General features: G+C 57.0%; 12 protein-coding genes. 11 read left to right on the top strand and 1 reads right to left on the bottom strand.

From position 1 onward, the window contains the following. Positions 1-29: 29 nt before the first annotated feature. Positions 30-389, bottom strand: a complete 360-nt coding sequence (locus tag NITLEN_RS02905; RefSeq protein WP_121988067.1) for a hypothetical protein — start codon at positions 387-389, stop codon at positions 30-32. A 139-nt stretch (positions 390-528) separates the two neighbouring features. Between NITLEN_RS02905 and NITLEN_RS02900 the strand changes: the two genes are divergently transcribed. The 11 genes from NITLEN_RS02900 (at position 529) to sucD (ending at position 15,115) form a co-directional block, all read left to right on the top strand. Then, a complete protein-coding gene (locus NITLEN_RS02900) occupies positions 529-981 on the top strand; it encodes a dual specificity protein phosphatase family protein (protein WP_121988066.1) in 453 nt (150 codons plus the stop codon). A 101-nt stretch (positions 982-1,082) separates the two neighbouring features. Then, the gene (gene mutM / locus NITLEN_RS02895; protein ID WP_121988065.1) at positions 1,083-1,922 is read left to right on the top strand and encodes a bifunctional DNA-formamidopyrimidine glycosylase/DNA-(apurinic or apyrimidinic site) lyase; all 840 of its coding nucleotides are present in this window, start codon (positions 1,083-1,085) and stop codon (positions 1,920-1,922) included. Between the two features lie 232 nt (positions 1,923-2,154). Further along, positions 2,155-3,354, top strand: a complete 1,200-nt coding sequence (locus tag NITLEN_RS02890) for an ATP citrate lyase citrate-binding domain-containing protein (protein WP_121988064.1) — start codon at positions 2,155-2,157, stop codon at positions 3,352-3,354. 107 nt (positions 3,355-3,461) lie between these two features. Beyond that, positions 3,462-5,282, top strand: coding sequence for a citrate/2-methylcitrate synthase (locus NITLEN_RS02885; protein WP_121988063.1), 1,821 nt, complete (start codon positions 3,462-3,464; stop codon positions 5,280-5,282). Between the two features lie 151 nt (positions 5,283-5,433). Beyond that, the gene (locus tag NITLEN_RS02880; RefSeq protein ID WP_121988062.1) at positions 5,434-7,680 is read left to right on the top strand and encodes an aconitate hydratase; all 2,247 of its coding nucleotides are present in this window, start codon (positions 5,434-5,436) and stop codon (positions 7,678-7,680) included. A 24-nt stretch (positions 7,681-7,704) separates the two neighbouring features. After that, entirely contained in the window at positions 7,705-9,936 is a 2,232-nt protein-coding gene (locus tag NITLEN_RS02875) for an NADP-dependent isocitrate dehydrogenase (protein ID WP_121988061.1), read from the top strand. Positions 9,937-10,057: 121 nt separating this feature from the next. Further along, on the top strand, positions 10,058-10,768 hold the full coding sequence (locus NITLEN_RS02870) for a 2Fe-2S iron-sulfur cluster-binding protein (RefSeq protein WP_121988060.1): 711 nt from the start codon (positions 10,058-10,060) through the stop codon (positions 10,766-10,768). Positions 10,769-10,791: 23 nt separating this feature from the next. Further along, positions 10,792-12,375: an FAD-binding protein gene (locus tag NITLEN_RS02865; protein WP_121988059.1), complete on the top strand. Its 1,584-nt coding sequence runs from the start codon at positions 10,792-10,794 to the stop codon at positions 12,373-12,375. Positions 12,376-12,387: 12 nt separating this feature from the next. Beyond that, the gene (sucC, locus tag NITLEN_RS02860) at positions 12,388-13,566 is read left to right on the top strand and encodes an ADP-forming succinate--CoA ligase subunit beta (RefSeq protein WP_121988058.1); all 1,179 of its coding nucleotides are present in this window, start codon (positions 12,388-12,390) and stop codon (positions 13,564-13,566) included. Positions 13,567-13,641: 75 nt separating this feature from the next. Then, positions 13,642-14,214: a hypothetical protein gene (locus tag NITLEN_RS02855; protein ID WP_146216072.1), complete on the top strand. Its 573-nt coding sequence runs from the start codon at positions 13,642-13,644 to the stop codon at positions 14,212-14,214. Positions 14,215-14,242: 28 nt separating this feature from the next. After that, on the top strand, positions 14,243-15,115 hold the full coding sequence (sucD, locus tag NITLEN_RS02850) for a succinate--CoA ligase subunit alpha (RefSeq protein ID WP_121988056.1): 873 nt from the start codon (positions 14,243-14,245) through the stop codon (positions 15,113-15,115). The last annotated feature ends 297 nt before the right edge of the window (positions 15,116-15,412 follow it).

Below are 15,412 nucleotides of genomic sequence, written 5' to 3'. Positions count from 1 at the left end.
TATACACCCGTGAGTTGACGAAAGGGGAGTTATTCAAAGGCCTCCAGCGACGATTGCTCGGGGAATTTGGTGTGGCAGCCGAGGCAGGTCACAAAATAGATCGCTTCTCGAACCGACATGGTAATACGAAAGTCCAAGGTAACTCCGCGGTGCTGGCAGACTCGGCAGGCGATTTCTTTGAGGCGATAGGGAATATCCGGCTGGGTACGCTGGTAAAACTCCATGTCAGTGTAGACGGGAAAGCTGTATCGGCATTTCATGCAGACACCCCGCCACTCACCGTCCGGCTGCATGAAGCGGCGGTCGATCCCAAACCGATCTCCCTTGCAAATGGCGCAGTGGACCGAAGTCAGCCTTTGTTCAACTTCTTCCGGTGAGAGCGATGGCATGCAGTTCCCCTTTTCGTCATCTAAATGGATGGATGAGTATAGCGAGAGGTTTCAGCAGACTGCAACGGTGCGGCAACGGCCGAGCCAATCCCTCGTGATTTGCTTGACCCGTTCCCGCTAATACGATACTAAGAGCATCATGCATTTGATTACAGATGTGTTGATCCTAGGCAATATCGATGATGCCAGGGATCCGATGCCGGCTATAGCAGGACTGTTGTTGGTGGCCGAAGAGTTTACGGTTCAGCCGGTTCCGTGGCTGGACTATGAGCATATTCCATTCAAGGAATTTTCTGCCGTTGATCCTGCGCGTCTTGATCGCGCGGTGACTTGGCTGGAAGCGCGTGCTCCAGGAACCAGAACGCTGGTCTGTTGCCGTGCCGGGATGGGGCGGTCCGCGTCCGTTCTGATTGCCTACTTCTGTTGTAGTCAGGGAATGTCTTATGAAGAGGCCGTGGCATTTGTAAAGTCTCGACGGCCGGGAGCCATGCCGCTCCCTAAATTGCACGAGACCATTGAGAAAGTGCTCAAGCTGCGCGCCCATCGGATGAGCCGAAAAGCCCGCTCGACGCATACCCCGCGAGTCGCCTAGCGTATCTTCTTGAGAGTTCTCCAATATTGCGTTTCCCCCCGTTCGCATGGCGTAATGGTTCCCGCCGGTGCATCATTTCTTTTCATCGCGTACAGGGTTCTATGCCTGAATTACCTGAAGCCGAAGTCGCGGCTCGTCAGATTCGCGCGCGCTTGATTGGCACGCAGGTTACCGGGGTACTCGTCGGGAGGTCCGACATCGTTCGCGAAGGCGGCGATACGGATTGGTGGTATCCCGGGAGTGTCGTGACGGCGGTCGATCGATACGGAAAGAGTGTCGCGATTGAATTTGAGAAAGCGGGGGACAGGCGCTATCTCGTGGCTGAGCTCGGGATGACCGGACTGTTATTGTTCCCGGCCGTGTCGATCAAGTTTCCCCAGCATGTGCACTACACGATGCAATTTGACTCCTCGTCGACCGGTTCATTGCGCTATTGGAACCCGCGCCGGTTCGGCCGTCTCTCATTACTGGATCGTGCGGGGCTTGATCGCTATCGTGCCAGGCGGTTTGGGTGCGATCCGCTTCACGTCACCTGCGAAGAGTTTACTCGGCTCCTCGGCCAGTGCCGCCGTCGTTTGAAGGCGCTGCTCATGCACCAGCAAGTCATTGCGGGTATCGGAAATATCTATGCAAATGAAGCGTTGTTTCGAGCCGGTTTGCATCCGGATGTGATAGCCAGTCAGCTCGCCCCTTCTGCCGCCGGGCGCCTCCACTCTGAGATGCAATCCATCTTGCGGCAGGCCATTGTGTGCGGGGGATCCAGTGTTAAAGACTTCTTTGCTCCGGATGGTTCCGAAGGAATCTACAAGCAGCACCATCTGGTGTATGGCAAGGAGGGAATTCCTTGTCCTCGAGCATGTGGGGCCGTGATCAAGCGCGTCCAAAGTGAGCGAAGTTCATTTATTTGCACCACCTGTCAGAAGATTCGGACGCGCCGTTGAGACTATCCCTAAAATTATGAGGGCATGAAGCGCGGTATCGCCGCGATGTTTTGAGTGTCTGTTCTAATAATTCAATACGTTAGATGACGGGTGCTGACCCGGGTCACGCTAGCGGACTAGGCCTTTTGAGCCTTAGCGAGTTAGTACCTCTGGTGTATTGAGTCATCCTCGTGATTTCGCTACAATCCGGCTCCCTTATCGCTGGTTTCCACTACGCTGAAGGAGTGTCGCCATGGCCAAGGTGCTTGAAGGTCCCGGAATGGGGCTGATGAAGAAGTGGGGGATCAATGTCCCCAATTACGTCGTCGTCACATCCGTTGATGAGCTGACAAAGCTGGGGCAAGCGAATGAATGGCTGAAGAAGTCGAAGCTTGTCGCCAAGGCCCACGAGGCCCTTGGGTCACGATTCAAGCTCGGTTTGGTCAAGGTTGATTTGGATTTCAAGGCAGCGGAAGCCGCGACCAAGGAAATGATCGGCCGCCAAGTCGGAAGCATCACGGTGACGCAGGTCATCGTGTCAGAAATGATTCCTCACAAAGAAGAATATTATTGCGCAGTGAAGTCGACGCGCGAAGGCAGCGAGATTCTCGTAGCCAATTGCGGAGGAATTGAAGTCGAGTCGAATTGGGAGCGGGTCAAGCGACTCGATCTCGAAATCGGACAGGCCCCTTCTGCCGAGGCGCTCGAAAAGCTCTCGAAAGAAGCGGGATTTACCGGTCCGCTGATCAAGAAAATGGCCGAGTTTGCCGGGAAAATGTTTGTCTGCTTCGATAGTGAAGATGCGCAGTATCTCGAAGTCAATCCCGTTGTGACTCGCGCGAGCGATGGCGAGTTAGTGGCGTTGGATGCCGTGACCTTGCTCGACGGCGACGCCAAGTTCCGTCACCCTGATTGGAATTTTGCGTTTGCGGCAGAATTCGGCCGGGCCTACTCCAAGCAGGAAGAGGAGGTCATGGCGGTCGACAGCAAAATCAAGGGGTCCGTCAAGTTCATTGAAATCCCCGGTGGCGATACGGCAATGCTTCCCGCCGGCGGCGGCGCCAGCGTCTATTATTCTGATGCCGTTGTGGCGCGGGGCGGCAAACTCGCGAACTATGCCGAATACTCAGGCGATCCGCCCGATTGGGCGGTTGAAGTATTGACGGAAAAAGTCTGCTCGCTGCCCGGAATCAAGAACATCATTGTCGGCGGCGCCATCGCCAATTTCACCGACGTGGTGAAAACGTTCGGCGGCATCATCAACGGATTCCGCAAGGCTAAGTCGGAAGGCAAGCTCAAGGGCGTGAAGATCTGGGTGCGTCGCGGAGGTCCGCGAGAGAAAGAAGGCCTCGACGCGATGCGCGCGCTCAAGGACGAAGGATTCGACATCAGCGTGTTCGATCGCAACACGCCGCTCACCGATATTGTCGATAAGGCGCTCCAAGCGAAATGATGCGTATCGAGTGACGCGTTGCGCGTGACAGGACTTCTGGGGCATCAACCCTCCACGTCACGTGTCACCCGTCACTCATCATGGTTTATTAAGAAGGGGAGATCCCGATGAGTATCCTGGCAAACAACGATACCTATGTAGTCATTCAGGGCGGCGTGGCTGGCGTCAACGCCGCGCGCCGAATGGCCGAGTTCTGCTACCTGATCAAGCGTTCGCTGAACGTCCTGGCCTTTGTCTATCCGCCGGATGCCGGCAAGACGCATGAGATTCCCTACGGCAGCGGCCTGGTTGCGGTCCCTATCTATAAAACAGTTGCCGAAGCTACCAAGAACCATCCTCAGATCAACACCAGCCTTGTCTACATCGGTGCCGACCGTGCCATGAAGGGCGGGATGGAAGCTCTCGACGATACGCACATCAAGGTTGTGTCGATGATCACGGAAGGCGTGCCTGAGAAGGATGCCAAGATTCTTGGAGCCCATGCCAGAAAGCTCGGCAAGGTCTTTAACGGCCCCTCGTCGATTGGTATCGTATCAGCCGGCTCCTGTCGTCTCGGTGTGATCGGCGGCGCATTCGACAACCTTGTCCTGTCCAAGCTCTATCGCGAAGGTTCCTTCGGAGTCATCACCAAGTCAGGCGGTCTCTCCAACGAAATTATCTGGATCTGCTCACAGTTCGCCGACGGCATCACGACGGCCATCGGCATCGGCGGCGATGCCTATCCGGGAACGGACTATGTGAGCTATCTCGAAATGTTTGAGAATGATCCGCAGACGAAAGCCGTCGTCATTGTCGGCGAAATGGGCGGCGATCTCGAAGAGCGTGCGGCCGAGTGGTACGGCGCGAAAAAACGCCGCGTGAAGTTGATGGCCGTCGTCTCCGGCTTCTGTCAAGAAAGTTTGCCAAAGGGAATGAAGTTCGGTCACGCGGGCGCGAAGGAAGGATTGAAGGGCGAAGGGTCGGCCCGTTCCAAGTCCGATGCCCTCAAGAAGTCCGGCGCGATTGTGCCGGCGACCTTCGGGGCGCTCGGCCCGGCGATCAAGGATGTTTATCAGGAGCTGTTGAAGTCCGGCCAGGTGAAAGAACCGGTCGAGCCTGCGACATTGCCGAAATTGCCCAAGAGTATTGAAGCGGCCATGAAGGCCAATGAAGTCATGGTCACCCCGCTGATTCGTACCACGATCAGCGATGATCGCGGCGATGAGCCCTGCTACGACGGGTATCCCGCTTCCGAGCTCATCAACAAGGGCTACGAAATTCCCCATGTCGTCGGACTCTTGTGGGACAAGCGATTGATCTCCAAGCAGGAAGCCGAAATCATCAAGCGCATTATGATGCTTTCCGCTGATCATGGCCCTTGCGTGAGCGGAGCGTTGGGGACGATCATCGCGGCCTGTGCCGGGATCGGCATGTCTCAGTCGGTAGCCGCCGGGCTCATCATGATCGGCCCGCGTTTCGGCGGTGCCGTCACCGATGCCGGACGGTTCTTTAAATACGCGGTCGATAATAAGATGACCGTCGATGAATTCCTGACCTATATGAAGAAGAACCATGGTCCGGTGCCTGGTATCGGCCATCGTGTGAAGAGCTTGCGCAATCCAGACAAGCGGGTGAAGGAGTTGGTAGGGTATGTGAAGAGCTTGCCCATCAAGACCCCCTGTCTCGATTTTGCGTTGCAGGTCGAGCAGGTCACGGCGGCAAAGAAAGATAACTTGATTCTGAACGTGGACGGAACGATGGCGGCCGTGTTGGTCGATATCGGATTCCCGGTCGATAGTTTGAACGGCTTCTTCATCCTCTCGCGGACGATCGGATTGATCGGTCACTGGGTGGATCAGAAGCGTCAGGACAGCCGCCTGATCAGGTTGTTCGATTATCTGGTGAACTACGCGGCCCCCAAACGGCGCGAAGTGCCGCCGTTGAAATAATTGCGGGAGGTTCCGCGGCTGGAATAGTCGCGGGAAGTGCCGCTGCTGAAGCTGTGTGAAACGCAAAGCGTGGTTCGTGAATCGCGATCAGGTCTGCGAGAGACGCTTTACGGGACACGAACGACGCCATTAATAGGAACGGAGAGACGCCATGTCGATGGATTTAGCAAAAAATCTGTATGCCAAGATGCCGGCCGTGTTTGCCAAAGCCAGAAAGAAATTCGGTCGCGGCCTGACGCTGGCTGACAAGATTTTGGTCTCCCACGCGGATAACTTTGATACGCAGACCTGGGATCGCGGCAAGGCGATGCTGGCGTTGCGCCCGGATCGTGTGGCGATGCAGGATGCGACGGCGCAGATGGCCATGTTGCAATTCATGCAGGCGAATAAGGCGCAGGCGGCCGTTCCGAGCACCATTCATTGTGATCACTTGATCCGTGCCGAAATGGGTTCCGAGAAGGACCTGCTGCGCGCGATGGACGAGAACAAGGAAGTCTATAACTTTCTCGCGTCCGCTGCGAAGAAGTATGGGATTGGATTTTGGAAGCCAGGCGCCGGCATCATTCACCAGGTCGTGCTGGAGAACTATGCATTCCCCGGAAGTTTGATCATCGGGACCGACTCCCACACGCCGAACGGCGGTGGATTGGGCGGATTGGCCATTGGTGTCGGCGGTGCGGATGCCGGCGAAGTCATGGCCGGACTGCCCTGGGAAGTGCTCCATCCGAAGTTGATTGGTATTCGCCTGACCGGCAAGTTGAGCGGCTGGGCCTCGCCCAAAGACGTCATTCTGTATCTCTGCGGTCTGCTCACGGTCAAGGGCGGCACCAACAAGATCGTCGAATACTTCGGCCCCGGTGCCGAAACCATCAGCGCGACCGGCAAAGGCACGATTTGCAACATGGGTGCGGAACTCGGTGCTACCACATCGGTATTCCCCTTCGATCAAAAAATGGTGGCCTACCTGAACATCACCGATCGCGCGGACCTTGCCAATCTCGCCATGGCGAACAAGGAATTACTCGTCTCGGATCCGGAAGTCGCGCAAGCGCCGGAGAAGTACTACGATCAGATCGTCGAAGTGGACTTGTCGAAGCTGGAGCCGCATGTGGTTGGTCCGCATACGCCAGATCTCGCCAGGCCCATCTCCAAAATGGCTGCCGAAGCGAAGGAAAAGGGCTATCCCATCGAAGTGAAGGCGGCTCTTATCGGCAGCTGTACGAACTCCTCCTATGAAGACATCAGCCGGTCGGCGCATATCGCCAAGCAGGGGATGAAGGCCGGTCTGAAGGCGAAGGCGTCGTTCCTCGTGTCGCCGGGTTCCGAGCGGATTTATCACACGATGAAGCGCGATGGATTCCTGGATACTTTCGAGCAACTGGGCGGAACCGTGTTGTCGAACTCCTGCGGTCCCTGCATCGGGCAGTGGAAGCGGGCTGATGGAGTGAAGGGCAAGGCGGATTCGATCGTCAGTTCCTTCAATCGGAATTTCCCCGGCCGCAACGACGGCATCAACGAAACCTTGTCGTTCCTTGCCAGCCCTGAAGTGGTGACGGCGTACGCGTTGTCCGGTGACTTGGGGTTCGATCCGGTCAATGGCACTCTCAAGGGTGCGGACGGAAAAGAATTCAAGCTGGAACCACCACAGGGAGAAGAGCTTCCTGCCAAGGGCTTTGCGAAGGGTGAAGAAGGCTTTGTGGCCCCGGCTGAGAATGGCGATGGACTCACCGTCGATATTCCGCCCACCAGCGAGCGCTTGCAGCTCTTGCAGCCGTTCCCTCGTTGGGACGGGAAGGATTTCGAGAAGTTGCCGCTCTTGATTAAGACCAAGGGGAAGACCACCACCGACCATATTTCACCGGCCGGTCCCTGGCTGAAGTTCCGCGGCCACCTCGACAAGATCAGCGACAATATGTTCTTAGGTGCCAATAACGCGTTTTCGTCTGAGCCTGGCAAGGGGACCAATGTCCTGACCGGCGAATCCAACCTGACCATGGCGCAGATTGCCCGGGCTTACAAAGCCAAGGAAATCGGCTCGATCGTGGTCGGCGATGAGAATTACGGCGAAGGCAGCAGCCGCGAGCACGCCGCGATGTCACCGCGGTTTCTGAACGTCAAAGTGGTGCTGGTCAAAGGCTTCGCGCGCATCCATGAAACGAATTTGAAGAAACAGGGGATCTTGGCGTTGACCTTCGCTGACCCGAAGGATTACGAGAAGATCGAGCAGCAGGACCGCATCAGTGTGACGGGGCTGAACAGCCTGGCTCCCGGCAAGCCGGTGCAGGTGACGATACACAAGGCGGATGGCACGGCGCTCACCATCCAGGCGAACCACAGCATCACGGAGCAACAGATTGCGTGGTTCAAGGCTGGTTCGGCGTTGAACGCGCTGAACTAACAAGTAGGGAAAAGAGGGAGAATCATGAGCACGAAAGCCGACAAAATTATCTACACGAAGACCGATGAAGCGCCGATGTTTGCGACGTATTCGTTCTTGCCGATCATCAATGCCTTCAGCAAGGCGGCGGGGGTGGCGGTCGAATTGCGGGATATCTCGCTGGCCGGCCGAATCATCGCGGTGTTCCCGGAGTTTCTGACGCCGGAGCAACGGCAGCCGGATGCGCTGGCTGAATTGGGCGAACTGGCGAAGCAGCCGGAAGCCAATATCATCAAGTTGCCGAATATCAGCGCCTCGCTTCCCCAGTTGCAGGAGACGATCAAGGAGTTGCAGGGCCAAGGCTATAAGCTCCCGCTGTATCCTGAGAATCCGAAGGATGACAAGGAAAAAGACATCAAGACGCGCTACGATAAAGTCAAAGGCAGCGCAGTCAATCCGGTGTTGCGCGAAGGCAACTCCGACCGCCGTGCGCCGCTTTCAGTGAAGGCTCATACCAGAAAGCATCCTCATAAGATGGGTGCCTGGAGCGCGGACTCCAAGACGCATGTCAGCCACATGAAGGGCGGCGACTTTTTCTCGAACGAGAAGTCGATGACGACGGCGGCGGCGACGGATGCCAAGATCGAATTCGTGGGCCAGGACGGCAAGACCACCGTGCTGAAGCCGAAAGTGGCGCTGCAAGCCGGTGAAGTGATCGACGCGACTTTTATGAGCGTCAAGGCTTTGCGCACGTTCCTCGAAGAACAGATTCAAGACGCGGCCAAGCAGGGAGTACTGTTCTCGCTCCACATGAAGGCCACCATGATGAAGGTCTCGGATCCCAAGATCTTCGGTCATGCCGTGACGGTCTATTACAAGGATGTGTTCGCGAAGCACGGCGAGACGCTGAAGAAGCTGGGCGTCGATCCGGACAACGGTCTTGGCGATCTCTATACCAAGATCAAGGCCTTGCCGGAGGATCTGCGTAAAGCAATCGAAGCCGACATCCAGGCGGTGTATAAGCAGCGGCCTCCGATGGCGATGGTGAACTCTGACAAGGGCATCACCAATCTGCACGTGCCCAGCGATATTATCATCGATGCCTCCATGCCGCCGGTCATTCGCGACAGCGGCCGGATGTGGGGGCCTGACGGCAAAGCGGCGGACGCGAAGTGCGTCATCCCGGATGCCAGCTACGCGCCGGTGTATCGCGAAGTCATCGATTTCTGCAAGAAACACGGTGCGCTCGACCCGAAGACGATGGGCAGCGTGCCCAACGTTGGCCTGATGGCGCAAGCGGCCGAGGAGTACGGTTCGCATGACAAGACCTTCAAGGCGCCGGGCAACGGCACAATCCGCGTGGTGGATGCCTCCGGGAAAACATTACTGGAGCACCAGGTTGAAGAAGGTGATATCTGGCGCATGTGCCAGGTGAAGGATGCGCCGATTCGGGACTGGGTCAAGCTGGCAGTGACGCGCGCGCGCGCGTCCGGAGCCCCGGCCATTTTCTGGTTGAACAAGGATCGGGCGCACGATGCGCAATTGATCGCGAAGGTGAATCAGTATTTGAAAGATCACGATACGAACGGGCTCGACATCCGGATCATGACGCCGGCCGATGCCACGCGCCTTTCGCTGGAGCGGATCAAGGAAGGCAAGGATACGATCTCTGTCACGGGGAACGTGTTGCGCGACTATCTGACGGACCTGTTCCCAATTCTCGAAATCGGAACGAGCGCCAAGATGCTCTCGATCGTGCCGTTGCTCAACGGCGGCGGTCTCTTCGAGACCGGTGCGGGCGGATCCGCTCCGAAACACGTGCAGCAGTTCCAGGAAGAAGGCTATTTGCGGTGGGATTCGCTTGGGGAATTCCTGGCGCTGGCCGCTTCACTGGAGCATTTGGCTAAAGTGGCCAACAATCCGGCGGCAAAAATGCTGGCGGATACCCTCGATCAGGCCAATGCCAAGTTCCTGGAAAGCAATAAGTCGCCTGCGCGTAAGGTCGGCGAGATCGATAACCGCGGCAGCCATTTCTATCTGGCGCTGTATTGGGCGCAGGCCTTGGCTCAGCAGACGCAAGATAAGAATCTGGCGGCACGCTTCGTCAAAGTTGCCAAGGAGATGGCGGACAATGAAGCGAAGATCGCCGGGGAGTTGATCGCGGCTCAGGGCAAGCCGGTCGATACCGGCGGCTACTATCATCCCGATGATGCGAAGGCCGCGAAGGCGATGCGCCCGAGCACGACGTTGAACGCGATCATCGACGCGATCGCATAGAAGACGGTTCTTTTTTGTAGTGAGCGGAACGTATACTGTGTGAGCACGCAACGAGGGGTAAGGTACGAGGGTCTCTCTCGCCTTGCCCCTCCTGCTTCACCCCCTCACCGGTTTGAGGAACATGGCACAAGAAGACACCAACGTAATCGATCAACCTGAGGTGATGAAGCCACGAATGGTCTCGATTGAGATCTCCGGCAAGAAGTACGACGTGCCGGAAGGGATCACCGTCATCAAGGCTCTCTGGTACACGGGACAGGAAGTGGTGCGGGGCGCCGGTTGCCTTGGCGGGTTCTGTGGTGCCTGTGCGACCTACTATCGGACTAAAGACGATCCCAAGGTGCGGACGTGCCTGGCCTGTCAAATGGCCGTGCAGGACGGCATGTCGTTCACCATCATGCCGCCGTTTCCCGCGCGCAAGGCAACGTACGATATCCACACGCTCAAGGATCCCAAGCAGGACCTCTTCAATCTCTATCCGGAAGCGCCACTCTGCCGGAACTGTAATGCCTGCACTGAAGCCTGTCCGCAGAAGATCGATGTGCGGGAAGGTGTCTGGAAAGCGGTCTTCGGTGATTTCAAGAGCGTGTCCGAGATGTTTATGGACTGTGTCATGTGCGGCATGTGCACGCCGGTTTGTATTGCCGACATTGCGCCCAATCTGGTGGCGCTCTATGTGAGCCGCGCGCAGGGCGCGCACTTTGCCGAAAAGCCGTTGGGGCTGGATGTGCGGATCAAGGAAATTCAGGACGGGCGTTTTAATGAGGAGTGGAAGAAGATCCTCGCCATGAGCGAAAAGGAACTTGCCGACCACTGTGCGACCGTAAAATAGTTTTATTGCCGAGGCTACCCGAGATGGATATTCACGCGCTCCAACAGATTGTGCACAAAACTCGGGATGCTCGCCGGAAGCAAACCATTCCCAAGTTTTCTCCTGCCGACCGCGACCAGCTGATTCATAAATATCATCCTGACTATCGGGCCAGTGCCTATCGCCCGATTCGGTTCGGTCCCAACATCGATGAAAAGACGGTCGTCGAGTTAGCCACGCTGCTCGAAGGGGACAGCCTGATTCAGGATGATGTGGATCTGACTCCGGACTACACCACCGACGTGCTCGTGATCGGTGGCGGCGGAGCCGGTTGCGCCGCGGCGCTGCATGCGCATGGAGCCGGCGCTAAAGTTATGCTGGCCACCAAACTCAGATTGGGCGATTCCAACAGCGTCATGGCACAGGGCGGGATGCAGATCTCCGTGGCGCCTGAGGATTCTCCCGTCACCCATTTCCTCGATACGCTTAAGGGCGGCCACATGCACAACGACCATGACCTGTTGAAGGTCATGGTAGATGACGGTCCTGCGATCGCTAAGTGGCTCATCGCGCTCGGCGTGTTATTTGACCGGCAGGCGGATGGCAATCTGCACGTGAAGAAGGGGGGCGGCAGTTCCAAGCCGCGGCTCCTGACCTGCTCCGATTACACCGGCCTTGAAATCATGCGGGTGCTCAAGGATGAAGTGCTGAATCAGAAGATTCAGCTGCTCGAATTCTGCGCGGCGGTGGAGTTGCTCAGCGATGAGAACGGCCAGTGCAGCGGCGCTATTTTCAAGGATCTGGACAATCACCGGTTTGTCGTCGTCGCGGCGAAGTCAGTGATTCTCGCGACCGGCGGCATCGGCCGGCTGCATATTCAAGGTTTCCCGACTAGCAATCACTATGGCGCCACCGGAGACGGGCTCTGCCTCTCCTACCGCATGGGCGCGAAGCTGGCGCATATCGACACATTCCAATATCACCCCTCAGGGGCGGTCTTCCCCGAACAGTTGGTCGGACAGTTGGTCACCGAAGGCATTCGCTCAGAAGGCGGCCATCTCGTCAATGCCAAGGGCGAACGATTTGTGAACGAACTCGATACCCGCGATGTCGTGTCGTCTTCCATCATCCGCGAGTGTGAAGAAGGCCGCGGTATCCGTACGATGTCCGGGCGCGTGGGCGTGTGGCTGGATACGCCCTTGCTCGATGCGGAGCACGGACCCGGTACGGTCGAGAAACACTTCCCTGCCATGCTGATGCAGTTCGATCGGTTTGGCATCGATATCAGCAAAGATCCGGTGTTGATCTATCCGACGCTGCATTATCAGAACGGCGGCGTGAAGATCGATACGAATTCGGAAACCAACGTGAAAAATTTGTTCGTGGCGGGCGAAGTTTCCGGGGGCCTGCACGGACGCAATCGATTGATGGGGAATTCGCTGCTCGACCTAATGGTGTTCGGCAAGCGCTCAGGCTTGACGGCCGCCGGGCGCGCCGGCTCCATGAAGCAGGGCAAGCTGACCGTGCAGCATCTGCAGCGGTTCCGGGCCGATGCGAAGAAACACGGCAACCTGAGCAATGTCATCTCGCCCATGGTCCTCCCGGCCTACACCAGAAAAGAGAGCTAAGAGGGGTACAGCATGAATGTGCATGAGTTTCAGGCGAAGCAGTTGTTTGCGCAGTTCGGAGTGCCGGTCCCGCGCGGGAAAGAAGTCACGTCTCCGGAAGCGGCGACGGCTTGGGCCACGGAGCTGAACACGCCGGTGTTCGTCGTGAAGGCGCAGATCCATGCGGGTGGGCGCGGCAAGGCGGGCGGCGTCAAGATCACCAAGGATAAGGCGGCTGTAGCAGGTCTGGCCAAGGAATTGATCGGCAAGACGCTGGTCACGCACCAGACTGGTCCCAAGGGCCGTCAGGTCCATCGGCTCCTGCTCGAAGAAGGCGCGAACATCAGCAAAGAATTGTATCTGAGCATTCTGGTGGACCGCGATTCCGGATGGCCCGTATTCATCGCCAGCACCGAAGGCGGGATGGAAATCGAAGAGGTCGCGGAAAAAACACCCGAAAAAATCATCAAGGAATTGATCGATCCCGCCGTGGGCTTCCAGGCCTACAACGGCCGCAACGTGGCGTTCGCCCTCGGTCTCAATGCGATCGAGCCGGCCGTGATGAATCCCTTCATCCAGATGATGGGGAATCTCTATCGCATGTTCATGGAGAAGCATGCGGCGATGGTGGAGATCAACCCGCTTATCATCACCAAAGAAAAGACGATTGTCGCGCTCGACGGCAAAGTGTCCTTCGATGACAACGCGTTGTTCAAGCATGCCGATGTGCAACAAATGCGCGATCTCAACGAAGAAGAGCCGCTGGAAATCGAAGCCGGCGCGAACAATCTGAATTACGTCAAGCTGGACGGCAACATCGGCTGCATGGTGAACGGTGCGGGTCTCGCCATGGCGACGATGGATGTGATCAAGCTGGCGGGCAGCGAGCCGGCGAATTTTCTGGATGTCGGCGGCGGCGCGACCAAAGAGACGGTAGCCGCTGGGTTCAGAATTCTCCTCAAGGATCCGAACGTCAAAGGCATCTTTATCAACATTTTCGGCGGAATCGTGCGCTGTGAGCGTATTGCCAACGGCGTCATCGAAGCGGCCAAGGAAGTCAAGATTACAGTGCCGTTAGTGGTGCGTCTCCAAGGGACGAATGCCGAAGAAGGCCGCAAGCTATTGGCGGAGTCTGGTCTGAAGCTGGAAGTGGCCAATGATTTGTGGGAAGCGGCGCAGAAGATCGTGAAGCTGACCGGAAAAGCGGCGTAAGCAAGGCGAAGATTTGCTCCTGTAAAAAGCGTCGGCTCATGGGCCGGCGCGTGTGTGGAAGGTTGTGTGTAGACAATGCCTTGGGCAATCCTGACAGTGGTTCTTCTGGCGATGAGCACTTCCGGGTGTATTATGGTCCGGGATGGAGCGCCATCGGCGGCGGGGCAGCAGCCGGCGCAGTCGATTCAGCCGGCCAAGAAGTCCATTGCGCTCCATGTCGCAGGGATCGGTCCTCAGGGCAAGGAAGGACTTGGCGATTCTCGTGAGCAGGCTATCAAAGCCTATCTTGATTCTGGTTTGTTTTCGTCCGTGATCACCAACGGCGCCCCTGCAGACCTTCATGCAGACATTGCCGTGCGTGAGGCGGTCGATGATGGTCTTTCCTGGTCTGCGGCCGTATCTGCGATTACGTTTACCCTGATCCCAGGATATGTCGCCCAAGACCTCGCGCTGCGAACGAGTTACAAAGACCGCCAGATGATAGAGACCGGAGCCATTGAAAAGCGCGAAGGAATGGGGTTCTGGATTCAGTTCTTTTTGATGTTTGCGATGCCGTTTGTTGACAGTCCCGCGGCAAAGCTGAGTGCTGCGCAATACGACATGCATCGAGTCACCATTGAGGATGCGCACCGAAAGGGCCTTTTTTAGAAACGGGAGCCTGTGAAGGGACGAGACTATGTCAATTTTGGTGAATAAGAACACGCGGGTAGTGGTGCAAGGGATCACGGGCAAAGAAGGCTCGTTCCATGCGACGCAATGCAAGGCGTATGGCACAAAGGTCGTGGCCGGTGTGACCCCTGGGAAAGCCGGGCAGGAAGTCGAAGGCATCCCCGTTTTCAATACAGTGCGGGATGCGGTCAAGAAAGAGGGCTGCGACACGTCGTTGATTTTCGTGCCGCCGCCTTTCTGCGCCGATGCCATCCTGGAAGCCGCCGATGCCGGCGTGAAGCTGATCATCTGCATCACCGAAGGCATTCCAGTGAACGACATGGTGAAGGTGAAGCGGGCGCTCTATGGCCGCGATGTGCGATTGATCGGCCCCAATTGTCCCGGTGTCATCACGGTGGACGAAGCGAAGATCGGCATTATGCCGGGCTTCATTCACAAAAAAGGCATCGTCGGGGTTGTGTCTCGCAGCGGGACCCTCACCTATGAAGCGGTGCATCAGCTTTCGACTCTGGGCCTTGGTGAAACCACCTGTGTCGGGATCGGCGGCGATCCGGTGAATGGAACCGGCTTTGTCGATGTGTTGGCGCTGTTCGAGAAAGATCCCGAGACCCAGGGGATTGTGATGATCGGTGAGATCGGCGGCGATGCCGAAGAGAAAGCCGCTGAGTTCATCAAGAAGAATGTGAAGAAGCCGGTCGTGAGTTTTATCGCCGGTATCACGGCACCGCCAGGCCGCCGTATGGGCCACGCCGGCGCTATTGTGTCCGGCGGGAAGGGCACGGCTGCTGAAAAAATGAAGACGCTTGAATCAGCCGGTGTGAAGGTTGTAAAAAATCCGGCCGAGATCGGCAACGCCATCAAGCAGGCATTGGGCCGCTGACAATTCTTTCCGTGATGTGGTTGGTGATCGGGGGTGCCGAGCGTCGCTCGGCACCCCCGATCTCTATCCGGCCCCTGGTATGCAGTGTTCGACTGTCATCGCAAATCAGGGCAGTGCCTGAACTATTCACTTCCACCAAATCGAGTATCGTGCTAGTCTTACCCTAAGGATTGCGTTCCCTCATTGCACCCTCTGCTCTTTCCACCGCATCCTCTAGTATTCGAGCACTCAGTGGTCGTCGAGTCCGAACGAAGGAGTTTGTCTGCGAGTTTTTCTCATCCACGTCCGTGACCCTCA

This window comes from Nitrospira lenta, assembly GCF_900403705.1.
Classification (GTDB): Bacteria; Nitrospirota; Nitrospiria; order Nitrospirales; family Nitrospiraceae; genus Nitrospira_D; species Nitrospira_D lenta.
Note: the sequence above shows the minus strand (reverse complement) of the source record. Positions and strands in the feature narration are given on the sequence as shown.